Genomic DNA, 20,076 nt, shown 5'->3' with positions numbered 1-20,076 from the left:
CCTAGGCTGCTCCTCATGAGTGCCGAATCGCGGGTCACCACCCCCGCCGAGGATGCGTTCTGCTCCATCGAGCGCACCCTCGGCATCGTCGGTGAGCGGTGGACGCTGCTCATCCTGCGGGAGGCGCTCACCAACGGCGCGACCCGCTTCGACGAATTCACCGAGGTGCTCGGCATCGCGCCGAACATCCTCGCGACGCGATTGAAGACGCTCGTCGAGTCGGGAGTGCTCGAGAAGCGCGAGTATCGCGTCGAGGGCTCCCGAGCACGGATGAGCTACCACCCGACCGAGGCGGGCACGCAGCTGCTGGTCGTGCTCGGGGCGCTCGGCCAGTGGGGCGACGATCACGTGCCGCCGGCGCGCGGCGTCACGGCCACGCGGGAGGCCGCCGGCACACCGCTGCGGGTCGGCTTCGTCGACGATCCCTCGGTGCTCAAGCCCGTGGACGAGGTGCGGTTCGTCCGCACGCCGTCTCACCCGCGCTACGACGCGGCCTGATCGGGCCGACCCTCCCGCGTCAGCGGGTCAGCGGGTCAGCGGTGCGGCGAGTAGCGCGGAACATAACGGGCGAGGATCGCGGCGCCCGCGAACCCGAGCACTCCCATCACGCCCGCGGCGACGGCGATCGAGCCCAGCCCGGTGACCGCGGCGACGACGATCGGGGCGCTCGCCCCGCCGAGTCCGCCGGTGAAACGCCACGCCCCGAGGAACGGCGCGGGGTCGCCGGGATCGGCGAGATCTGCGCCGAGCGTCATGAGGATCCCGCTGCCGATCCCGTTCGCCACCGACATGACGATCGCCGCCACGATGAACCAGGTGACCGCATCCGGCACGTCGTGCGTGAAGGCGAGCACGAGGTGGCCGACGCCGAGTCCGATCATCGAGGGCAGCGCGCTCCACAGCCGCCCGAAGCGGTCCATGATGTGGCCGCTCACGTAGAAGAGGGCGAAGTCGACCCCGCCGGCGACGCCGATGATGAGCGCGGTCGTCGCCCCGTCGAGCCCGAGGTTCACCGCCCACAACGGCAGGATCACCTGCCGGCTCGCCCGCATCGCCCCGACGAGCGCGGCTCCCGCACCGAGCCGGGCGAGCACGTCACGACGGCGGCGCAGGGTGCGGAACAGACCGGCCGTCGTGCGTGCCGCCCCCGCCTCGGTGCGCCGGCCCGGGTCGGGCAGGGCGAGCAGCAGCGCGATGGTCGCGAGGCATGCCACGACGTGGATCCAGAAGGCGGACTGCGCGGAACCGGCCCAGCCGATCACCGCGGCCGCGATGAACGGGCCGATGAAGACACCGCCGCGGTACACGCCGCCGAGTGTCGAGAGGGCGCGCGCCCGATAGGCGAGCGGCACCGTCACGGTGAGGAACGCGTGGCGCGCGAGCGCATAGGCGGCGGCGGAGAGCCCGATCAGCAGCACACCGATGCCGAGCATCCACGGTGCCGTCGCCATCACGCACACCGCGAGTCCGGCGAGCGACAGCACGGCCGCCCCGATCATCGTCGGGCGTTCCCCGATCCGGCTCACCAGCCATCCGCTCGGCACGTTGCCGAGCAACTCGCCGACGGTGAGCGCAGCGGCGACGAGGCCGGCGATCGCGAGCGTCGCTCCGAGGTCGTCGGCCACGAGCGGGATCGCGGGGATGATCGCGCCCTCGCCGATCGAGAACAACAGCGCCGGTGCGAAGACGGGCACGGCCACCGAACGCCAGCGGAAGGGCAGCGCGTCGGTCACCCGCTCGACCCTACCCGCGCATCCGGGCATCGCCTCCGGAGGTGGATGCCGCCGGTAGGCTGGTGACGCCATGATCGATATCGACCTCGCCGCCCAGATCGCCGAACTCCGCAGCACCTTCGCGGACATCCTCAGCGTCATCGGGGTGGAGCGACTCGAGAAGGAGATCGCCGACCTCAACGAGCAGGCCGCCGCGCCGAACCTCTGGGACGACCCCGAGAGCGCGCAGAAGGTCACGAGCGCCCTCAGCCACCGGCAGTCGGAGCTCAGCCGCGTCACCGCCATCGGCCGGCGCCTCGACGACCTCGAGGTGCTCATCGAGATGGCGAACGAGGCGCAGGACGAGGAGAGCGCCCAGGAGGCGAAGGAGGAGCTCCTCGCCATCCAGAAGGTGATCGGCGACCTCGAGGTGCAGACCCTCCTCGACGGCGAATACGACGACCGTGCCGCCGTCGTCACGATCCGCTCGGGTGCCGGCGGCGACGACGCCACCGATTTCGCCGAGATGCTCATGCGCATGTACCTGCGCTGGGCGGAGAAGCACAAGTACCCGGTCAAGGTGATGGACACCTCCTACGCCGAAGGCGCGGGGATCAAGTCCGCGACCTTCGAGATCGACGCGCCGTACGCGTTCGGCACGCTGAGCGTCGAGGCCGGCACGCACCGCCTGGCCCGCATCAGCCCGTTCGGCGGCGCCGACAAGCGCCAGACGAGCTTCGCGGCCGTCGAGGTCATCCCCGTGATGGAGGAGGCGCAGCAGGTCGAGATCCCCGAGGGCGACATCCGCGTCGACGTGTTCCGCTCGTCCGGTCCCGGTGGTCAGTCGGTCAACACGACCGACTCGGCGGTGCGGCTGACGCACATCCCGACCGGCATCGTCGTGTCGATGCAGAACGAGAAGTCGCAGATCCAGAACCGTGCCGCCGCGATGCGCGTGCTGCAGACCCGCCTGCTGCTGCTCAAGCGCGAGCAGGAGGCCGCCAAGAAGAAGGAGCTCGCCGGCACCATCACGGCGAGCTGGGGCGACCAGATGCGCTCCTACTTCCTCTACGGGCAGCAGCTCGTGAAGGACCTGCGCACCGGCTACGAGGTCGGCAACCCCGCCACGGTGTTCGACGGCGAGCTCGACGGGTTCATCGCCGCGGGCATCCGCTGGCGCAAGCAGTCGCACGACGACTGAGCGCCACTTGCCCTGAGCCTGTCGAAGGGCCCGTCCTGAGCCTGTCGAAGGGAACCGCCGAACGTGCCACTTCGCGACAGATTCGGCGCGAATCACGCCATTTCTTGTCGCCAACGGGCACGCTCGGCGGCTAGAGCCCGCTACTTCGCGGCGATGAGCCCGAGGGTGTCGACGACGCGGTTGGAGAAGCCCCACTCGTTGTCGTACCAGGCGACCACCTTGATATGGCGGCCCTCGACGCGCGTGAGTGCCGCGTCGAAGATCGACGACGCGGGCTCACCCGTGATGTCGCTCGAGACGAGCGGATCCTCCGAGTAGTCGAGGATGCCGGCGAGCCGCCCCTCGGCGGCGGTGCGGTAGGCGGCGAGCACCTCATCGCGGGTCACGTCGCGCGCGACCGTCGTGTTCAACTCGACGATCGACCCGACGGGAACGGGCACGCGGATCGAGTCGCCCGAGAGCTTGCCGTCGAGCGACGGCAGCACGAGGCCGATCGCCTTGGCGGCACCGGTCGTCGTGGGCACGATGTTGACCGCCGCGCCGCGGGCGCGACGCGGGTCACGGTGCGGGCCGTCCTGCAGGTTCTGCTCCTGCGTGTAGGCGTGCACGGTCGTCATGAACCCGTGCTCGATGCCGGCCAGGTCGTCGAGCACCTGAGCGAGCGGGGCGAGTGCGTTCGTCGTGCACGACGCGTTCGAGATGATGACGTGCGAGGCCGGGTCGTAGGCCTCGGTGTTCACGCCGTAGGCGAGGGTGACGTCGGCGCCGGTGGCGGGTGCGCTCACGAGCACGCGCTGCGCGCCCGCGTCGAGGTGGGCACGCGCGGCGTCCGCGGAGGTGAAACGGCCGGTCGCTTCGAGCACCAGTTCGACCTCGAGCTCGGCCCACGGCAGGTTTGCCGGCTCGCGCTCGGCGAGCACGCGGATGCGCCGGCCGTCGACGACGAGTGTGTCACCGTCGACCTCGACGGGGCGGCGGAGGCGGCCGAGGGAGCTGTCGAAGCGCAACAGCTGCGCGAGGGCCTCGGGCTCGGTGAGGTCGTTGATGGCGACGACCTCGAGGTCGGTGTCGCGTTCGAGCAGGGCGCGCAGCACGTTGCGTCCGATGCGGCCGAATCCGTTGATGGCGATGCGGGTCATGGTGGTTCCTTTCCGGCGTCTACGATCCCTGTCTGCGCGACCGGGCGGGAGGTGGCGGAAAGACATCGCCCGAAAGGTTCGTGCCAGCGGTGCGGTGCGCGTTTCAGGCGGCCGGACGCACGAAGGTGCGCCGGTACTCGCTCGGCGAGGTGCCGAGGATGCGCTGGAAGTGCATCCGCAGATTCGCCCCGGTGCCGAGGCCCACGCGATGGGCGATGGCCTCGACGCCGAGGTCGGAGCGCTCGAGCAGCTCCCGGGCGAGGTCGACCCGGGCGCGCAGCACCCACTGCATCGGCGTGTACCCGGTGTCGTCGACGAACCGGCGCGAGAAGGTGCGGGGCGAGACGCGGGCGTGGCGGGCGAGCGAAGTGACGGTGAGCGGCTCCTCCAGGTGGTCGAGCGCCCACTGACGGGTCGCGGCGAACTGGTCCCCGAGCGGTTCGGGCACGCTGCGCGGAACGTACTGCGCCTGCCCGCCGCTGCGGTACGGCGCCGCGACGAGACGGCGGGCGACGGTGTTCGACAAGCCGACTCCGTGGTCGCGGCGGATGAGGTGGAGGCACAGGTCGACGCCCGACGCGGCGCCCGCGGAGGTGAGCACGCTGCCCTCGTCGACGAACAGCACGTTCGCGTCGACACGCACCCGCGGGTGGCGGCGGGCGAGGATGCCGGCGTAGTTCCAGTGCGTGGTCGCGCGGCGGCCGTCGAGCAGCCCGGTCGCCGCGAGGGCGAACGCGCCCGTGGAGATCGCGGCGAGGCGCGCGCCTCGCGCGTGGGCGCGGCGCAACGCCTCGATGACGGCGGCGGGCGGGTCTTCCCGCGCGGGCTCCCGGTAGCCGGGGATGAAGACGGTGTCGGCGCTCTCGAGCGCCTCGAGCCCTTCGGCCACGTGGTAGGCGAGTCCGTCGCCGCCGGTCACCAGCCCGGGAGCGGCGCCGCACACCCGCACCTCGTAGGGCATGCCCGTGCGGGTCGTGAACACCTGGGCGGGGATGCCGACGTCGAGCGGCTTCGCACCCTCGAGCACGAGCACGACGACCCGGTGGTTTCGCTGCGGCATACGACCTCCTGCTGTGCGCCGCAGGAATCGTGCCCCGCGAGGGACGGACGCGACCAGTGGCGCGAACGCCACGATACGCAAGAAAACCGCCAGGCGTCGGTTACCTTCGACGGGTGTTCCTGCGGAATCGTCCGAAACAACCCCTCTCCGCCTGGTGGCTCGTCGTCATCGGCGTGGCGCTCCTGGCGGTCGGGCTCGTGTGGTTGGTCGCCGCGCAGGGGGACGTGCCTCGACGGGTCGATGTCCTCCCCATCGCCGGGCTCGTCTGCATCGTCTTCGGGGTCGTTCTCGGCATCCGCGGCGAGAAGTTGAAGTAGCCCGCGCGTCGCGTCAGGCGGTGAGCGCGCGCACGCGGGCGCGGGAGCGGGTCCAGCGCACGAAGAAGACGGCGAGCAGCACGAGCTCGACGCCGTCGCCCACGGTCCACATGAGCCGGGCGCCCTCGAGTGCCTCGCCGGGAGCGACGCCGGCCGGCGGATGGACGGCGATCCACTTCGCGAGCGCGGCGTGCGCCGCGGCCGTCGCCACGAGCACCGCTCCGCGCAGGAGGGCCGGGTGCGGGTGCCGCGTCGGCTCGAGCTCGAGGGTGCTGCCCGCGAGCAGGTAGCCCGCTGCGACGAAGTGCCCGAGCAGCAGGGTGTGCAGCACCGCATCCGAGAGCACGATCGTGCCGAGCGGGGTCGTGTACAGCAGCCACAGCGGGACCGCCGTGAGGGCGCCCGCGACGACCGGATGCGCCACCACCGCCACGGGACGGCTGCCGAGCACGCGCGCGAGCCGTCGCGCGGGCACCGGGGAGAGGGTGCGCAAGGCGAGGGTCGCCGGACGCGCGAGCGCGAGGAGTGTCGGCGCCACCATCCCGACGAGCACGTGTTCGCGCATGTGCTCGACGAAACCGCCCGGGGAGCCGGACGCGCCGAGGAGGGCCGGGGCGGCGAGGGCCGCGCATCCGCCCACCCAGCACGCCGAGCGGACCACCGGCCATCCGCGGCCCGATCGCGTGCTGCGGACGGCTGCCGCGAGATAGGCGACCACGGCGACGGCGGCGAGCCCCACGAGCAGAGCCGTGAGGGCGCCGGGTGCCGCAGGATGCGCGTGCATCACGCGCGACGGCGCGCGAGCACGAGCGCGACGCAGCCGGCGAGCAGGAGGAGTACCCCGCCGCCGATCCACGCGAGGTCGTACGGCACCAGGTCGACGTCGTAGCGCACCTGGTGGAGGCCGAGCACCTTGTGGTGCACGACGCCGTCGAAGACCTGGAACCCACCGAGCCCGATCAGAGCGCCCGCGACCGCATGACGACGATCGAACAACCCGATCCGCCGGGCGTCCACGAGCAGCACGACGCCGGCCACGATCGCCACGAGCTCGACGGCGTGGAGCACGCCGTCGGAGAGCAGACCCACATCCGTCGTCGAGCGGTCGACGAAGTGGTGCCAGCCGAGGATCTGGTGGAAGACGATCTCGTCGATCGCCGCCATCGCGCCCGCACCGGCGAGCACGGCCGCCCAGAGGGAGCGCCGAGCGGCGGAGGGCCGCGCCGTGCGGCGCGACCCTCCGGGAGTCCCGGTCACTCCTTGTTGAGCTTGTCCTGCACGGCTCCGGCGATCTTCTCGACCGTGTTCGGCAGCTCGGTCGTGCCGTAGAACCGCGAGTCCGGGTGGGTCGGCGGGGGAGTGGGCACCGTCTTCGTCGTGCCGGGCGCCTCCACGTAGGTGAACTCGCCCTTGCCGTCGGGGGTCGGGCCGCTCGCCCAGGTGCCCTCGGCTGCCGCAGCGCCGTCGGAGAAGTTGATGTACTCGTACGACACCGGACGGTGCTCCTTCTTGAGGGGGAAGTTGCTCGGCACCGGGAAGTCCTCGAGGCCCTCCGCGCGCAGCTCCGCGGCCGCCGCCATCCACTGGTTCTGGTGCATGGTGTCGCGCGCGAGCAGGAACGAGAGCAGATCCCGGATGCCGTGGTCGTCGGTCATGTGGTACAGCCGCGCCACCTGCAGGCGGCCCTGCATCTCCGCGTTGGCGTTCGCCGTGAAGTCGGCGAGCATGTTGCCGCTCGCGGTGATGTAGCTGCCCGACCACGGGTTGCCGTTGCTGTCGACGGCGCGGGCGCCGGCGCCCGCGACGATCGCGTGCTGCACATCCATTCCCCCGACGACGGCGGCAACGGTCGGATCGTCCTGCACGGCGTCGCCGGTGATGCCGAGCGGGGCCTTCTCGAGCAGCTGCGCGATCATCGTCGCGAGCATCTCGACGTGTCCCATCTCCTCCGCCCCGATGCCGAACAGCAGGTCGCGGTACTTGCCGGGGATGTGCGCGTTCCAGGCCTGGAAGTTGTACTGCAGTGCGACGGTGATCTCGCCGTACTGACCACCGAGCACCTCCTGCAGCTTGCGGGCGAAGACGGCGTCGGGCTTGTCGGGAGTCGACTTGAACTGCAACTCCTGGCGGTGAAAGAACATCGATGGAACCTCCAGTCGGGGATTGACTATGACGGCGCGGGTCTGTGGCGGCTCGCCCATCGTGGATGTCGGCCACGGTAGGAACCGGGCCTGGGAACGAGAAGGTCTCGGCTCCGGGTGCCAGGCGACGTTCAGGCTCTACCACGGGCGAGTCGCTGCCGCGATAATGCGACGACCGACCTACGCTCGATCCGTCATGATTCGATTCGACGAGGTCACCAAGCTGTACTCGCGCAACCCGCGTCCGGCGCTCGATGCGGTCACGCTCGAAGTGCTGAAGGGGGAGTTCGTCTTCCTCGTCGGCGCGTCCGGGTCCGGGAAGTCCAGCCTCCTGCGGCTCATCCTCAAAGAGGAGCGGCCGACCAAGGGCAAGATCCACGTGCTCGGGCAGGACCTCGGCCGGATCTCGAGCCGCAAGGTGCCGTACTTCCGCCGCAACCTCGGCGTCGTGTTCCAGGACTTCCGGCTGTTGCCGAACAAGACGGTGTTCGACAATGTCGCGTTCACGCTCCAGGTGATCGGCAAGAGCAAGGGCTTCATCCAGGAGGCCGTGCCCGACACGCTCAAGATGGTGGGCCTCGGCAGCAAGGCGCAGCGCTTCCCGCACGAGTTGAGCGGTGGTGAGCAGCAGCGTGTGGCGATCGCCCGCGCCGTGGTGAACAAGCCGGCCGTGCTGCTCGCCGATGAGCCCACGGGAAACCTCGACCCCACGACGAGCGCCGGCATCATGACGCTGCTCGAGCGCATCAACGCCGGCGGCACGACCGTCGTCATGGCCACGCACGACGCCGGCATCGTCGACCAGATGCAGCGCCGCGTCATCGAACTCATCGGCGGACAGGTGGTGCGCGACGAGCGTCGCGGCGGCTACCTGACGCAGACCATCCCGGTGCAGACCTTCGGACTGCAGTCGGATGCTTCCGCCCAGGGGGTGACCCGATGAGGTTCGGACTCGTGATGTCGGAGGTCGGGCAGGGCCTGCGCCGCAACATCTCGATGGTGATCTCGGTCATCCTCGTCACCTTCATCTCGCTCACCTTCGTGGGCGCCGCGATCCTGCTGCAGATGCAGATCGGGCAGATGAAGGGCTATTGGTACGACCGCGCCCAGGTCGCCGTCTACATGTGCAACGGCTTCGCCACCACCCCCGCCTGCAACGGCACGGCGGCCACCGAGGAGCAGGTCGCGCAGGTGCAGCAGCTGCTCGACTCGCCGACCCTCGAGCCGTACATCGAGCGGGTCGAGCTCGAGACGCAGCAGCAGGCGTACGAGAACTTCCAGACCCAGTACGCCGGCAACGCGATCGCCGACATCGTCACCCCCGAATACATGAACCAGACGTTCTGGGTGAACCTCGTCGATCCCACCAAGAGCGCGGTGATCCGCGAGTCGCTCGCCGGTCAGGCCGGAGTCGAACAGGTGCAGGACCTGCGGGAGTACCTCGACCCCATCCTCAGCGCCCTCAACGCCGCGAGTTACACGGCCATCGGGATCGCGGTGCTCATGCTCGTCGCCGCGGTGCTGCTGATCGCGACGACCATCCGGCTCAGCGCCTTCTCGCGGCGACGCGAGCTCGGCATCATGCGCCTCGTGGGCGCGTCGAACCGCTTCATCCAGACGCCGTTCATCCTGGAGGGCGTGTTCGCGGCCCTCATCGGATCGGTGCTCGCGGGGGCGGCGATCACGCTGCTCGTGCGGTTCTTCGTGCAGGGCTACCTGAGCGAACAGGTGTCGCAGACGCAGCCGTTCGTGTCGATGGACGACGCACTCATCGTGGTGCCGATCCTGTTCGTGATCGGCATCCTGCTCGCCGCGCTCTCGGCCAACGTCGCGATACGCCGGTACCTGAAGGTGTGACCCCTCCGTCGCATCCCGCGCCCTACCGCGGCGGGATGTGACGCTCGTCGCCCCGCGGCACAGTGGCGACATGACCCGCCACATCGTGCACGCGCCGCGTCGCCGCATCCGGTTGTTCCTGCTGCTCGCCTTCGGGTTGAGTTGGATCCCGTGGACCGTGCTCGGGGTGCTGCGCGTGGATGTGACGTCGGGTGCGGTGCAGCTCGTGTTCGGACTCGCGGCCGCCGGTCCGTCGCTCGCGGCGCTCGCCATGTGGTTGAACGATCCGGTCAAACGCGCGCGACGCACCGTGCGTCCGTCGCGTTGGCTGCCGCTCGCCGTGGTGCTCGGTGTCGCACCGGCGCTCGCGACGGCGCTCGTCTTCCACCCGGCTCCGGGGATCGCGGCGCACGCGGGCGACATGGTCGCGTCACTCGGTGGTCCGCTCGTGGTGCTCGGCTTCGTGCTGCTCGCCGGTCCGATCGCTGAGGAGTTCGGCTGGCGCGGATGGCTGCAGCCGCGACTGCGGGCGACCCGCGGGCGGCTCTCGACGGCGCTCGTCGTCGGGGCGATCTGGGCGGTGTGGCACGTGCCGCTGTTCGCCCTCGAGGGCACCGGGCAGAGCCGGATGCCGCTCGAGGAGGTCGCCGTCTTCTTCGTCTCCTTCCTGCCGCTCAGCGTCATCGCGCTCGCGGTGAGCGAGCGGTGGCGGGGCGGCGCGTGGGCGGCCGTGGCGCTCCACGCCGGCGTCAACGCCGCCGATGGGCTGCTGCCGACGAGCGGGCTGGGCGGCGCGCTGCTGCAACTCCTCCTCACCACCGCCGTCGCCGCAGTCGTACTCGCCACGTGGCGGGAGGCGGAGCCGCCCTCGACCACCTCGTGGACCCGGCCGAGCCGTCGGGCGACCGGCTGAATCCGTAGGCTCGGTGGATGGCGATCGACCTGCTGTGGACCGGACCCGACGACGCGCCCGTGCTCGTGCTCGCGCACGGCGCCGGCGCGGCGATGGACTCCCCGTGGATGGACCGGATGGCCGGGCTCCTCGCCGACCGCGGCATCCGGGTCGCGCGGTTCGAGTTCGCGTACATGGCGGCCCGGCGCAGCGGCACCCGCAAGCCGCCGCCGCGAGCCGAGACCGTGATGGGGGAGTACCGCGACGCCGTCGCGCGGATCGTCTCGGATGCGGGAGGGGCGGTCGTCATCGGCGGCAAGTCCATGGGCGGCCGGGTCGCGAGCATGGTCGCGGACGACCTGCATGCGCAAGGCGCTGTCGCGGGGCTCGTGTGCCTCGGCTACCCGTTCCATCCGCCCGGATCGCCCGAGAAGCTGCGCACCGCCCATCTCGAGCACCTCGCGACGCCCGCGCTCATCTGCCAGGGCACGCGCGACCCGTTCGGCACGCGCGACGAGGTGCCCGGGTACTCGCTCGGTGCGGGCATCCGCCTGTTCTGGCTCGAGGACGGGGAGCACGAGCTGAAGCCGCGCACGAAGGTGAGCGGTTTCACCCACGCCCAGCACCTCGCCACGACGGCGGATGCCGTCACCGCGTTCGTGCGCGAGGTCGCCCGCTAGACCGTCTCGGGCTGCAGCAGGTCGGCGTGCTCCCGCGCGTACCGCCGGGCTCGACGGATGCGCACGACGGTGAGCGGTACGACGACCGCGAGCATGAGGACGAGCAGCACGAGGATCGCGAGCTGCATCGGGGAGCCACCGTCGCTCCCGAGCAGCGTGATCACCTGCTGGATGACCAGGCCGGCGTAGAGCAGGCCGAGGAACGCGAGCTGGATGCCGAGGGCGATGGGGATGCCCGCCGCGTACCGGGCCGCGGCGACCTGTTCGGTGTCGTCCAGGGACTCCGGCTTGCCCCGCAGCACGACACGCATGAGCTTACGGAGCGTGCCGATATCGCCCGCCGCCGCCTCGCGCAGATTCTTGGACACGCGCAGACCGGCGAGTGCGCAGGCGAGTCCGGCGCCGAAGAACGCGAGCGGGACCGCCAGGAGGACCGTGTCGCCGAAGAGGTCCGGGTCGACCGTCGCGGCGAGCACGGCGGCGCCGACGACGCCGACGAGCAGCACGGCGGCGAAGGTGATGGCGGTGATGCGGACGACGCGCACCACGGCACCGGGCCCGGTCGGTGTCCAGTGCTCCGCCGAGGGCTCACGATGCCGGTCCGCGGAGCGGCGCACCCGGTCGCCGAGGGGCACGGCCACCGCGAGCAGTACGACGCCGGTCGCGATGACGATCGCCACCGCCCACGGGGCGGTGCCCGACAGTACGCCGCCGACAACGACGAGGGCCGCCCCGACCGCAGACGCCACTGCGGTCCAGATCAGCCAGAGGCGGTAGTAGCGGCCGGCGTCGCTCGCGTCACGCATCCGCCACCAGGCGGCGACGCTGCCGAGCATGAGTGGCCCGTAGACCATCACGCCGAGACCGGCGCCGGCGATGCCGGTGGTCCCCGGCTCGCGGTGGGTGGAGGTGAGGAGCAGCAGCACGGTCTCGCCGACCATCACAGCGGTGACGAGCAGAACGGTCAGGACGTACGCGACGACTCTCATGGTTCGGGTCCCATCTCGAGGTGAAGCACACTCAACTCGATCGACGGATCGGTCTACCGCGCCATACAGGGAATGCTCAGGTCAGTGACGGCGACGTACGCGTCAAGCGGTAACGTCGGGCGCGTCGTACGAGGACGGTCGTCTGGCACACCAGGCCGATGAGGACCAGCCCGACTGCGCCGGTCAGCACCACGGGCATGACGGCACCGGGTTCACGAGTCAGCGTCGCGGTCTGGTTGAGTCCGGCACTGAGCACCAGCAGGCCGTAGGCCACGAGCCGCGCCACCGCGATGGTCGGATAGGCGCGGGCGAAGCGGGCGGCGATCTCCGACTCGTACTCGTCGAGCGTCTCCGTCTTGCCGCGGAGGACCGTCCGTCGCACACGTCGCACGACCGGGCGATCGCGGCCCGCGAAGTCGTTCTCACCCGCGATGAGGCGCCATCCGCCCAGGCTCGCGCCGAGGAACCCGGCCAGGCAGACGCCCGAACCGATGTACAGGAGCGCGCGAGCGACCCTCGACGGATCCCCGGAGGTGAGGGCCGGGAGGCCGAGGAAGACGCCGACGACGGCACCCACCGCAATCGAGATCACGATCGCGATCGCGAGTCGCCGCACCTCCGCGGCCTCGATCGGTGCCCACGGTTTCGGAGCGGCGGTGTAGTCCATGAGAGATCCTCCTCACGACAGGCTAGGCGACCGCGCTCGCGTTCCCCAGCGACGCTGCGCTAAGCTGACAGGCTGCTCGGCACCCGCCGAGCGCGTCGAAAGGAACGTGTCGTGCCCAGGGAACGTGGTCAGAAGGTCGTGGCCACCAATCGCAAAGCCCGCCATGACTACACCATCGAAGACACCTATGAGGCCGGAATGGTGCTCTCGGGAACCGAGGTGAAGTCGTTGCGGGCCGGTCGCGCGTCCCTCGTCGACGGCTACGCGTACATCGATGGCGGCGAAGCATGGCTCGACGCCGTGCACATCCCCGAGTACAACCAGGGCACCTGGACGAACCACCCCCCGCGCCGCAAGCGGAAGCTGCTGCTGCACAAGGAGCAGATCCTCAAGCTCTCCAGCAAGGTCAAGGAGGGCGGGTACACCCTCGTGCCGCTGCAGTTGTACTTCAGCGACGGTCGCGCGAAGGTCGAGATCGCCCTCGCGAAGGGCAAGCGGGAGTACGACAAGCGGCAGACCCTGCGCGAGCGGCAGGACCGCCGCGAGGCCGACCGCGCGATGGCGGCCCGCCGCTACCTCGGCGAATAGGCCGGCTCACCCCTCCCGCTTCGGCGAGGTCTGCACGCGCAGGTGGATGCGCTCACCCTCCGTGTCGAACAGGCTGAGCAGGTCGACGCGGCCGCTTCCGTCGCTGCCGAACCAGTGGGGGAGGCGCGTATCGAACTCGGCCGTCTCGCCCGCCGCGACCGTGATGTCCTCATCGCCCAGCACGAGGCGCATCCGCCCCGAGAGCACGTACAACCACTCCCGCCCGGCGTGCACGCGGGGTGTCGGATGCACGTCGCTCGCCTCGATCGTGATGCGATGGGCCCGATGCGTGCGCAGGGTCGGCCCGAGCGCCGTGTAGGTGCGCGTGCCGTGGCGTTGCACCTCAGGAGTGGAGACCGTCGGGTCGGCGACGAGTTCGTCGAGGCTGACGCCGTAGGCGCGGGCGAGGTCGATCGCCGTCTCGAGGGGCACCCGGCGCTCCCCGGTCTCCATCCGCGAGAGGGTGCTCACCGACAGGCCGGCGCGCTCCGCCGCGACGGCGAGGGTGAGGCCGGCGCGGCGTCGACGTTCGCGCAGTCGCGCGGGCAGTTCCATGCCTCCGAGTTTGCCAGATCCGCAAATTCGCTCGCGAGGAGGGAACCGGCTTCCTACCGTGCGGGCATGGACAACTACGACGTCATCATCATCGGGGGCGCCGCCGCAGGGTCGAGCGCCGCGCTCACCCTCGGCCGCGCCCGGCGGCGGGTACTCGTCATCGACGGCGGGTCGCCGCGCAATCGCTTCGCATCGGGAGTGCACTCCTACCCGGGCCGGGAGGGGGCGAACCCGCTCGAGCTCGTGGCCGACATGCGCATCGAGGCGAGCGCCTACGGGGTCGCGTACGTCGACGACACGGTGGCGTCGGTGACCGGGGCCGTGGGCGACTTCACGGTGACGCGCGCATCCGGCACGAGCGCCCGCGCCCGTCGTCTGATCGTCGCGACCGGGCTCACCGACGTGCTGCCGGACATCCCGGGACTCACCGAGCTGTGGGGCGAGAAGGTGCACCACTGTCCGTACTGCCACGGATGGGAGGTGCGCGACCAGGCGATCGCGGTGCTCGCCGTCAAGCCGGGGTCGGGGCACCAGGCGCTCCTGCTGACCCAGTGGACCGATGACCTCACCGTCGTCGGCGAGGCGGAGCTCGACCCCGAGCAGGTGCGCGGTGTCGAGGTGCGTGGTGGACGCGTGCTCCGCACCGCCGTGACCGCGGTGCGTCGCATCGGCGACCGCGTCGCCCTCGACCTCGCGGACGGCTCGGTGCTCGAGCGCGACGCCGTGTTCGTGGCGTCGGATCCGCGGCCGAACGACGCCCTGCTGCGGGCGCTCGGCGCCGAGACCGTGCTCGAGCCGAACATCGGCGTCGAACTCGTGCGCGTCGACTTCACCGGCGCGACGTCGGTGCCGGGCGTCTCCGCCGTCGGGAACGTCGTCGAACCGATGGCGCAGGTGCTTCCCGCCGCGGCGGGGGGTTCGCGTGCGGCGGCGGCTGTGAACATGATGCTCGTGCACGACGACGTCGCCCTCGCGTTCGCCGAGGGCGCAGCCTGACGGATCGGGCGTGGATGGTGCGACTCGCGGTCGCGCGCTAGCATGGAGGGCTGCACCGGAAGGTGCGGTTGACAACTCCACAGCGCGCGACTGCGACTCGCACTCGAGGGGATGATCGGTTTCGACATCGCCTGCGAAACTGCGAGAAGCGGGCCGAGGATGCAGGGTTATCTCGTTAACGATCTCTGCAAAACATAGGTGCCAACGTTAAGCGCACCGACCTCGCTCTTGCTGCGTAAGTAAGAGTCTGAAGGTCCGTCAGGCCGGGTGATGCCTCCGACCCGGTTCTGGCGTTATCTAGGAGGCTTGCTGCGACGTCACGCCTGAGGGCGTCGTGGGACTTGCACTCGGGCTGGGCTCGTCGACCTGGGTGCCTGTGACAAAGGTCGGAGCCGAGTAGAACGCTTCCATAGGCTACGCCCGTAGAAGGCGCAGGCTCACAGCGATGGACGGGGGTTCGATTCCCCCCATCTCCACCATCGCGAGCCGCAGTCGCGCGACAGACACGAAGGCCGTCCCCCGGGGCGGCCTTCGTGCGTTCTCACCAGTCGAGCCGGCGCCGGATCGCGGCCACCGCTTCCGTCGGCCACTCCGACCACCCGGGCGCGAGTCCGCGCTCGGCGATCTCGAGCAGGGCGCGGGCAGCGGGCTCGGGCTCCGAGCTCGATGCCGCCGCGAGCTCGGCGGCCGCGGCCGGGTAGACCCGCTCGAACCGACGGTGCACATCGAGCCGGTCGAGATGCTCCGGGTGCTCGGCGTCCACGCGGGAGCGCCAGACGGCGAGGAGGGCTTTGAGGGCGTGCCCGCGCACGGACTCGCCCGCGGTCAGCAGCTCACCGCGTCGCGCGCGACCGGTGCCGATGAGCAGCTGGGCGAGGAAGAGGCGGATGTCGCGCGCCGGGTCGGGCTCGGGAAGCAGCGCCGAGCGCGCGGCGGCGGCACGGATGACGGGTTCCACTTCGCCGCGATCGAGCACGACGCGCCAGTGGTTGGTGCCGAAGCCGGCCACCTCGCCGAGGGTCGCCACGGCGAACTCGAGCACGTGCCCGTCGTCGTAGACGACCTTGAGTCCGTGCTCCGTCTCGCGTGGCGCGAGCACGATGCGCTCCGCGTCCGGCAGCCAGGAGAGGTCCAGGCGGTAGTCCTCGGCCGCGCCGTCGTCGACGACGAGGTAGAAGTCGTGGTCGCTCCACTCGTCGATCCGATGCGGTTCCGCGCCGGACCCGAGCAGCACGAGCCCGAGCACGTCGGCCCGGGACGCAACGGAGGCGACGAGAGCGTCGGTGTAGGCGTCGAACGCGGCGAGCGGGTCGTCAGTGCAAGCGCTTGCAGTCACGCGGCGAGCCTAGCGCGCCTCGGGCGGCGAGGATCAGCGGGCGGCACCCTCGAGCGTGCCGGTCGTGCGCACGGGCTCCCCGGTCTCGGGGTCGAGGGCGTAGATCGTGCAGAGGATCTCGCGATCGTCGCGCTGCTCCCAGCTCTCCTGGGTGGGGCTGTAGTAGCCGAAGTTGAGCGTGCTCTCCTCGAACGCGATGCCCGCGAACGCGGGGAACTGCGCGGCGCAGATCTCCTCGGCCGACGCGGCCACCGCCTCCTGGCCCGGGTACTCGCCGTCGGGCAGGTCCTCCGAGTGGAAGGCCTCGCTGTCGTGCTCCTCGTCGCACGGCACGATCGGCAGGGTCATCACCTCGGTGTCGGTCTGCTCGCCGTCGTTCAGACAGTCGCCGACCATGATGGCGAAGACGTCGGCGTCATCCTGCGCCTCGGTCACCTGGTTCTGCTCGTCGCGCTGCGGAGCGGAACCCGCGCCGCCGAACTGGCTCAGCAGGCTGCAGCCGCTCAGCGTGACGCCCGCGAGGGCGATGGCGGCCACCGCGAGGGTGCGGGCAAGGGGAGAGGACGACATGACGGCTCCGGGTGCTGTGCGGGTGCTGAGCGGCGCGATCACGCCGCTGCGAGCCTAGCGAAACGGATTCGCTCCGGTCACCCCTTGACGATCGCCAGCGCGGCGGTATGCAATGCGCCGTTGGTGGCGAGCGCGCTGCCGCCCCACGGGCCGGGCGTGCCGTCGAGGTCGGTGAACCGGCCCCCGGCCTCCTCGATGATCGGGATGAGCGCGGCCATGTCGTAGGGCTGCAGCTCCGGTTCGGTCACGACGTCGAGGGCGCCCTCGGCGAGCAGCATGTACGACCACATGTCGCCGATGGCGCGGGAACGCCAGGCGGCGCGGGTCAACTCGAGCACCGCGTCCAGGCGGCCCTTCTCATCCCAGCCCTGGATGCGGTTGTAGCTGATGTTCGCCTCGGCGAGGTCGCCGACGCTGCTGACCCGCAACGGGTGCGGCTCGCCGTGCTGTTCCGACACCCAGGCGCCGTGCCCGCGGGCGGCCCACCACCGTCGCTGCAGCGCGGGGGAGCTGACGGCGCCCACCACCGGCACCCCGTCGACCGCGAGCGCGATGAGCGTGCCCCAGATCGGCAGGCCGCGCAAGAAGTTCGCCGTGCCGTCGATCGGGTCGATGATCCACTGCCGGGTGGAGTCGCCCTGGACGCCGTACTCCTCGCCGTAGATGCCGTCGCCCGGGCGGGCCGCCTCGATGCCGGCACGGATGGCGCGTTCGACCGCGGTGTCCGCGTCGGTGACGAAGCTGCTGTCCGGCTTGAGCGTCACATCCAGGTCGCGGGCGCGGTACCGGTCGTACGAGATGAGATCGGCGTCGGCGGCGAGCGTGAGGGCGAGAGCGAGGTCGTCGGCGAGCGAGAAGTCGGTCACCGGTTCAGCGTAGCCCCGTGCTCGGGCACGAGGGTCGTCAGCAGTCGCTGCAGCGAATCGACGCGATCCGCACTCAATTCGCCCCGGGCGACGGCCTCGTTGAGTTCGCAGTCCGGCGCATCCGGCAGGTGCGTGCATCCACGCGGACATTCCGCCGCGACCCGCGCCAGGTCGTCGAAGCCGCGCAGGATGTTGTCGGTGTTGACGTGCCCGAGGCCGAACGACCGCACGCCGGGAGTGTCGATGACCCAGCCGCCTCCGGACAGGCGCAGCAGCACGGTCGACGACGACGTGTGCCGTCCGCGGCCGGTGACCGCGTTGACCCGACCGATAGCGCGGTGCGCGCCCGGCACGAGGGCGTTGACGAGCGTGGACTTGCCGACCCCCGAATGCCCTACGGCGACCGTCACGCGGCCGCGGAGGGCGGCGGCGAGCTCCGTGACATCGTCGTCCTGGCCGCGTCGGAACACCTCGAGGTCCAGTCCCGCGAAGTTGGCCAGGAACGGCTCGGGATCGGCGAGATCGGTCTTGGTGACGCAGATGATCGGACGGACACCGGCGTCGAACGCGGCGACGAGGTAGCGGTCGACGAGTCGCGGCCGCGGCTCGGGATTCGCCGCGGCGATCACGATGAGCATCTGCTCCGCGTTGGCGACGATGACGCGCTCGACCGCATCCGTGTCGTCGGCGCTGCGGCGCAGCAGCGTGCTGCGCTCGGCGACGCGCACGACGCGGGCGAGGGAGCCGACCGTGCCCGTGGTGTCGCCGACGAGCTCGACGGTGTCGTTGGCGACGATCGCCGTGCGGCCGAGTTCGCGAGCACGAGCGGCGAGCACGGTGCGCTCCTCGGCGGTGTCCTCGCCGACCAGCACGGTGAACCGCCCCCGGTCGACCGTGAGCACCCGGCCGGGGATCGCGTCCTCGTGGCCGGGGCGGGTCTTCGTGCGCGGCCGGTTGCCCTTCGGGTTGGGGCGCACACGCGCGCTCGACTCGTCGTAGTCGGAGTACTCGTCGTCATCCTCGACGTCGGTGAGCCAGCTCATCGACTCACACCGCGTCGGCGGACGCCGCGAGCCCGCGTCGCAACAGCCCCTGCGTCCACAGCTCGGGGAACTGCGGGAGGGTCTTCGACGTCGTGGCGATGTCGTCGATGGCGACCTCGGGCACGGCGAGACCCACGATCGCACCCGCGTGGGCCATCCGGTGGTCTTCGTAGGCGCGCCAGGCGCCGCCGTGCAGCGGGCGCGGGGTGATCGCGAGCCCGTCGTCGAGCTCGGAGACCTCGCCGCCGAGGGCGGTGATCTCGGCCGCGAGGGCCGCCAGGCGGTCGGTCTCATGTCCGCGGAGGTGCTCGACGCCGGTGATGCGGCTGGGACCGTCGGCGAACGCGGCGAGGGCCGCGAGGGCGGGGGTGAGCTCCCCGCCGATCGAGAGGTCGAGATCGACGGCCCTCGGTGCGTCCCCGCCGATCACGCCGCGTCCGCCGTCGACGATGAGGTCGTCGCCGTCGCGCTCGACGCGGGCACCGAAGAGGGGGAGCAGCCGCTCGAGTTCCGCGCCGACCTGGGTGGTCGCCTCCGGCCAGCCCTCGATGCGCACCGTGCCGCCGGCGACGAGCGCGGCGACGAGGAACGGTGCCGCGTTCGAGAGGTCGGGTTCGATGTCGACGTCGAGGGCGCGGATGGGGGCGGCCGGCACGATCCACACGCCCGGTTCCGGCGTCTCGACACCCACCCCGCGGGCGGCGAGGGCGGCGATCGTCATCTCGATGTGCGGCATGCTCGGGAGGCGCTCGCCGGTGTGGCGCAGCGTGAGCCCGAGCTCGAACCGCGGGGCCGCGAGAAGCAGTCCGGAGACGAACTGGCTCGACGCGGAGGCGTCGATCGCGACCTCGCCGCCGCGCACGGAGCCGGTGCCGTACAGGCTGAAGGGCAGGGCGCCGCGGCCGTCGTCGTTGACGTCGACCCCGAGCTGACGCAAGGCGTCGATCGTCGTGCGCATCGGGCGGCGTCGCGCCGCCTCGTCGCCGTCGAACGCGACGGGACCGAGCGCGAGCGCGGCGACGGGGGGCAGGAAGCGCATGACCGTGCCGGCGAGCCCGCAGTCGATCGTCGACCCGCCGAACAGCTCCGCCGGGGTCACGAGCAGATCGCGACCGAACCCGCGGTCGTCGCCGACCTCCTCGACGCCGACACCGAGGGCGCGCAGCGCCTCGACCATGAGGGATGTGTCGCGCGAGTGCAGCGGGGCGCGCAACGTCGACGGGCCGTCGGCGAGGGCGGCGAGCACGAGCTCGCGGTTGGTCAGGCTCTTCGATCCGGGCAGTCGCAGCCGGGCATCCAGGGGCCCCGTCGCCGTCGGCGCGATCCAGCCGGAGGCATCCGGATCGTCGACCGGACGATTGTCGCCGTACGGATCGAACTCGGGAGCGGAATACCTGGTGATCTGCATCGGTTACCAGAGTATCGGCACGGGAACGAGGAACGGAGGGGTGCGCATGCTCGTCATGGAGGCACCCGTTCTAGACTCGA

23 protein-coding genes and 1 other RNA gene are annotated in these 20,076 nt (G+C 71.1%); 10 read left to right on the top strand and 14 right to left on the bottom strand.

Annotated features, from left to right (window positions below; genetic code table 11):
* Positions 1–15: 15 nt before the first annotated feature.
* Positions 16–498, top strand: coding sequence for a winged helix-turn-helix transcriptional regulator (locus CLV46_RS11880; protein ID WP_100364967.1), 483 nt, complete (start codon positions 16–18; stop codon positions 496–498).
* Between the two features lie 35 nt (positions 499–533).
* Here CLV46_RS11880 and CLV46_RS11875 read toward each other — a convergent pair whose 3' ends face one another.
* Positions 534–1,763, bottom strand: coding sequence for an MFS transporter (locus CLV46_RS11875; RefSeq protein WP_100364966.1), 1,230 nt, complete (start codon positions 1,761–1,763; stop codon positions 534–536).
* 40 nt (positions 1,764–1,803) lie between these two features.
* Between CLV46_RS11875 and prfB the strand changes: the two genes are divergently transcribed.
* Positions 1,804–2,913 carry a peptide chain release factor 2 gene (gene prfB, locus CLV46_RS11870; protein ID WP_100364965.1) on the top strand — a complete coding sequence of 370 codons (1,110 nt, stop codon included), beginning with the start codon at positions 1,804–1,806 and terminating at the stop codon, positions 2,911–2,913.
* A 140-nt stretch (positions 2,914–3,053) separates the two neighbouring features.
* Here the strand turns inward: prfB and gap are convergent, their stop codons facing one another.
* Together gap and CLV46_RS11860 are read right to left on the bottom strand one after the other, a co-directional pair.
* Positions 3,054–4,052 (bottom strand): type I glyceraldehyde-3-phosphate dehydrogenase, encoded by a 999-nt coding sequence (gene gap, locus CLV46_RS11865; RefSeq protein WP_100364964.1) that lies wholly within the window; start codon positions 4,050–4,052, stop codon positions 3,054–3,056.
* 103 nt (positions 4,053–4,155) lie between these two features.
* Positions 4,156–5,112, bottom strand: a complete 957-nt coding sequence (locus tag CLV46_RS11860; RefSeq protein ID WP_100364963.1) for a GlxA family transcriptional regulator — start codon at positions 5,110–5,112, stop codon at positions 4,156–4,158.
* A 113-nt stretch (positions 5,113–5,225) separates the two neighbouring features.
* Between CLV46_RS11860 and CLV46_RS11855 the strand changes: the two genes are divergently transcribed.
* Complete coding sequence (locus CLV46_RS11855; protein WP_100364962.1) at positions 5,226–5,429, top strand: hypothetical protein; 204 nt, start codon at positions 5,226–5,228, stop codon at positions 5,427–5,429.
* Between the two features lie 13 nt (positions 5,430–5,442).
* Here CLV46_RS11855 and CLV46_RS11850 read toward each other — a convergent pair whose 3' ends face one another.
* Genes CLV46_RS11850 through CLV46_RS11840 form a run of 3 tightly spaced genes read right to left on the bottom strand, consistent with a single transcriptional unit; the run spans position 5,443 to position 7,570 of the window.
* The gene (locus CLV46_RS11850; RefSeq protein WP_157802309.1) at positions 5,443–6,213 is read right to left on the bottom strand and encodes a cytochrome c oxidase assembly protein; all 771 of its coding nucleotides are present in this window, start codon (positions 6,211–6,213) and stop codon (positions 5,443–5,445) included.
* Positions 6,213–6,686 carry a DUF2243 domain-containing protein gene (locus CLV46_RS11845; protein ID WP_100364960.1) on the bottom strand — a complete coding sequence of 158 codons (474 nt, stop codon included), beginning with the start codon at positions 6,684–6,686 and terminating at the stop codon, positions 6,213–6,215. The genes CLV46_RS11850 and CLV46_RS11845 overlap by 1 nt, the downstream gene beginning before the upstream one ends.
* Entirely contained in the window at positions 6,683–7,570 is an 888-nt protein-coding gene (locus CLV46_RS11840) for a manganese catalase (protein WP_100364959.1), read from the bottom strand. The genes CLV46_RS11845 and CLV46_RS11840 overlap by 4 nt, the downstream gene beginning before the upstream one ends.
* A 196-nt stretch (positions 7,571–7,766) precedes the next feature.
* Here CLV46_RS11840 and ftsE point away from each other — a divergent pair, with 196 nt between their 5' ends.
* The 4 genes from ftsE (at position 7,767) to CLV46_RS11820 (ending at position 10,978) form a co-directional block, all read left to right on the top strand.
* The gene (gene ftsE, locus CLV46_RS11835; RefSeq protein ID WP_100364958.1) at positions 7,767–8,513 is read left to right on the top strand and encodes a cell division ATP-binding protein FtsE; all 747 of its coding nucleotides are present in this window, start codon (positions 7,767–7,769) and stop codon (positions 8,511–8,513) included.
* Entirely contained in the window at positions 8,510–9,427 is a 918-nt protein-coding gene (gene ftsX / locus CLV46_RS11830; RefSeq protein WP_100364957.1) for a permease-like cell division protein FtsX, read from the top strand. The genes ftsE and ftsX overlap by 4 nt, the downstream gene beginning before the upstream one ends.
* A 70-nt stretch (positions 9,428–9,497) precedes the next feature.
* Complete coding sequence (locus tag CLV46_RS11825) at positions 9,498–10,319, top strand: CPBP family intramembrane glutamic endopeptidase (RefSeq protein WP_100364956.1); 822 nt, start codon at positions 9,498–9,500, stop codon at positions 10,317–10,319.
* A gap of 17 nt (positions 10,320–10,336) precedes the next feature.
* Positions 10,337–10,978, top strand: coding sequence for an alpha/beta family hydrolase (locus tag CLV46_RS11820; RefSeq protein WP_100364955.1), 642 nt, complete (start codon positions 10,337–10,339; stop codon positions 10,976–10,978).
* Here the strand turns inward: CLV46_RS11820 and CLV46_RS11815 are convergent.
* Entirely contained in the window at positions 10,975–11,967 is a 993-nt protein-coding gene (locus CLV46_RS11815) for a hypothetical protein (RefSeq protein ID WP_100364954.1), read from the bottom strand. The two genes, CLV46_RS11820 and CLV46_RS11815, sit on opposite strands and share 4 nt — an antisense overlap.
* Positions 11,968–12,043: 76 nt before the next feature.
* Positions 12,044–12,634, bottom strand: coding sequence for a hypothetical protein (locus tag CLV46_RS11810; RefSeq protein ID WP_100364953.1), 591 nt, complete (start codon positions 12,632–12,634; stop codon positions 12,044–12,046).
* Between the two features lie 111 nt (positions 12,635–12,745).
* Between CLV46_RS11810 and smpB the strand changes: the two genes are divergently transcribed.
* A complete protein-coding gene (gene smpB, locus CLV46_RS11805) occupies positions 12,746–13,222 on the top strand; it encodes an SsrA-binding protein SmpB (protein ID WP_100364952.1) in 477 nt (158 codons plus the stop codon).
* A gap of 6 nt (positions 13,223–13,228) precedes the next feature.
* Here the strand turns inward: smpB and CLV46_RS11800 are convergent, their stop codons facing one another.
* Positions 13,229–13,777, bottom strand: a complete 549-nt coding sequence (locus tag CLV46_RS11800; RefSeq protein ID WP_100364951.1) for a helix-turn-helix domain-containing protein — start codon at positions 13,775–13,777, stop codon at positions 13,229–13,231.
* Between the two features lie 66 nt (positions 13,778–13,843).
* Here CLV46_RS11800 and CLV46_RS11795 point away from each other — a divergent pair, with 66 nt between their 5' ends.
* Positions 13,844–14,773: an NAD(P)/FAD-dependent oxidoreductase gene (locus CLV46_RS11795; RefSeq protein ID WP_100364950.1), complete on the top strand. Its 930-nt coding sequence runs from the start codon at positions 13,844–13,846 to the stop codon at positions 14,771–14,773.
* 107 nt (positions 14,774–14,880) lie between these two features.
* Positions 14,881–15,252, top strand: a transfer-messenger RNA (tmRNA) gene (ssrA, locus tag CLV46_RS11790).
* A 62-nt stretch (positions 15,253–15,314) separates the two neighbouring features.
* Here the strand turns inward: ssrA and CLV46_RS11785 are convergent.
* From CLV46_RS11785 to aroA, 5 genes are all read right to left on the bottom strand, one after another.
* Positions 15,315–16,109, bottom strand: coding sequence for a hypothetical protein (locus tag CLV46_RS11785; RefSeq protein ID WP_100364949.1), 795 nt, complete (start codon positions 16,107–16,109; stop codon positions 15,315–15,317).
* Between the two features lie 33 nt (positions 16,110–16,142).
* The gene (locus tag CLV46_RS11780) at positions 16,143–16,679 is read right to left on the bottom strand and encodes a septum formation family protein (RefSeq protein ID WP_100366036.1); all 537 of its coding nucleotides are present in this window, start codon (positions 16,677–16,679) and stop codon (positions 16,143–16,145) included.
* A gap of 77 nt (positions 16,680–16,756) precedes the next feature.
* Positions 16,757–17,545, bottom strand: coding sequence for a histidinol-phosphatase (gene hisN / locus CLV46_RS11775; RefSeq protein WP_170028568.1), 789 nt, complete (start codon positions 17,543–17,545; stop codon positions 16,757–16,759).
* The gene (gene rsgA / locus CLV46_RS11770; RefSeq protein WP_100364947.1) at positions 17,542–18,588 is read right to left on the bottom strand and encodes a ribosome small subunit-dependent GTPase A; all 1,047 of its coding nucleotides are present in this window, start codon (positions 18,586–18,588) and stop codon (positions 17,542–17,544) included. The genes hisN and rsgA overlap by 4 nt, the downstream gene beginning before the upstream one ends.
* Before the next feature lie 4 nt (positions 18,589–18,592).
* Positions 18,593–19,996: a 3-phosphoshikimate 1-carboxyvinyltransferase gene (gene aroA / locus CLV46_RS11765; RefSeq protein WP_100364946.1), complete on the bottom strand. Its 1,404-nt coding sequence runs from the start codon at positions 19,994–19,996 to the stop codon at positions 18,593–18,595.
* Positions 19,997–20,076 lie beyond the last annotated feature (80 nt).

Source organism: Diaminobutyricimonas aerilata (assembly GCF_002797715.1).
Classification (GTDB): domain Bacteria; phylum Actinomycetota; class Actinomycetes; order Actinomycetales; family Microbacteriaceae; genus Diaminobutyricimonas; species Diaminobutyricimonas aerilata.
Note: the sequence above shows the minus strand (reverse complement) of the source record. Positions and strands in the feature narration are given on the sequence as shown.

What these genes read in the sequence shown, in the direction of transcription:
- CLV46_RS11820 (WP_100364955.1), top strand. Translation starts at nt 10,337, where the DNA reads ATGGCGATCGACCTGCTGTGGACCGGACCCGACGACGCGCCCGTGCTC.
- gap (WP_100364964.1), bottom strand. Translation starts at nt 4,052, where the DNA reads ATGACCCGCATCGCCATCAACGGATTCGGCCGCATCGGACGCAACGTG.
- CLV46_RS11875 (WP_100364966.1), bottom strand. Translation starts at nt 1,763, where the DNA reads ATGCCCGGATGCGCGGGTAGGGTCGAGCGGGTGACCGACGCGCTGCCC.
- CLV46_RS11815 (WP_100364954.1), bottom strand. Translation starts at nt 11,967, where the DNA reads ATGAGAGTCGTCGCGTACGTCCTGACCGTTCTGCTCGTCACCGCTGTG.
- CLV46_RS11850 (WP_157802309.1), bottom strand. Translation starts at nt 6,213, where the DNA reads ATGCACGCGCATCCTGCGGCACCCGGCGCCCTCACGGCTCTGCTCGTG.
- CLV46_RS11825 (WP_100364956.1), top strand. Translation starts at nt 9,498, where the DNA reads ATGACCCGCCACATCGTGCACGCGCCGCGTCGCCGCATCCGGTTGTTC.
- CLV46_RS11780 (WP_100366036.1), bottom strand. Translation starts at nt 16,679, where the DNA reads ATGTCGTCCTCTCCCCTTGCCCGCACCCTCGCGGTGGCCGCCATCGCC.
- CLV46_RS11810 (WP_100364953.1), bottom strand. Translation starts at nt 12,634, where the DNA reads ATGGACTACACCGCCGCTCCGAAACCGTGGGCACCGATCGAGGCCGCG.
- CLV46_RS11860 (WP_100364963.1), bottom strand. Translation starts at nt 5,112, where the DNA reads ATGCCGCAGCGAAACCACCGGGTCGTCGTGCTCGTGCTCGAGGGTGCG.
- CLV46_RS11840 (WP_100364959.1), bottom strand. Translation starts at nt 7,570, where the DNA reads ATGTTCTTTCACCGCCAGGAGTTGCAGTTCAAGTCGACTCCCGACAAG.
- ftsX (WP_100364957.1), top strand. Translation starts at nt 8,510, where the DNA reads ATGAGGTTCGGACTCGTGATGTCGGAGGTCGGGCAGGGCCTGCGCCGC.
- rsgA (WP_100364947.1), bottom strand. Translation starts at nt 18,588, where the DNA reads ATGAGCTGGCTCACCGACGTCGAGGATGACGACGAGTACTCCGACTAC.
- ftsE (WP_100364958.1), top strand. Translation starts at nt 7,767, where the DNA reads ATGATTCGATTCGACGAGGTCACCAAGCTGTACTCGCGCAACCCGCGT.
- aroA (WP_100364946.1), bottom strand. Translation starts at nt 19,996, where the DNA reads ATGCAGATCACCAGGTATTCCGCTCCCGAGTTCGATCCGTACGGCGAC.
- prfB (WP_100364965.1), top strand. Translation starts at nt 1,804, where the DNA reads ATGATCGATATCGACCTCGCCGCCCAGATCGCCGAACTCCGCAGCACC.
- CLV46_RS11800 (WP_100364951.1), bottom strand. Translation starts at nt 13,777, where the DNA reads ATGGAACTGCCCGCGCGACTGCGCGAACGTCGACGCCGCGCCGGCCTC.
- CLV46_RS11880 (WP_100364967.1), top strand. Translation starts at nt 16, where the DNA reads ATGAGTGCCGAATCGCGGGTCACCACCCCCGCCGAGGATGCGTTCTGC.
- CLV46_RS11795 (WP_100364950.1), top strand. Translation starts at nt 13,844, where the DNA reads ATGGACAACTACGACGTCATCATCATCGGGGGCGCCGCCGCAGGGTCG.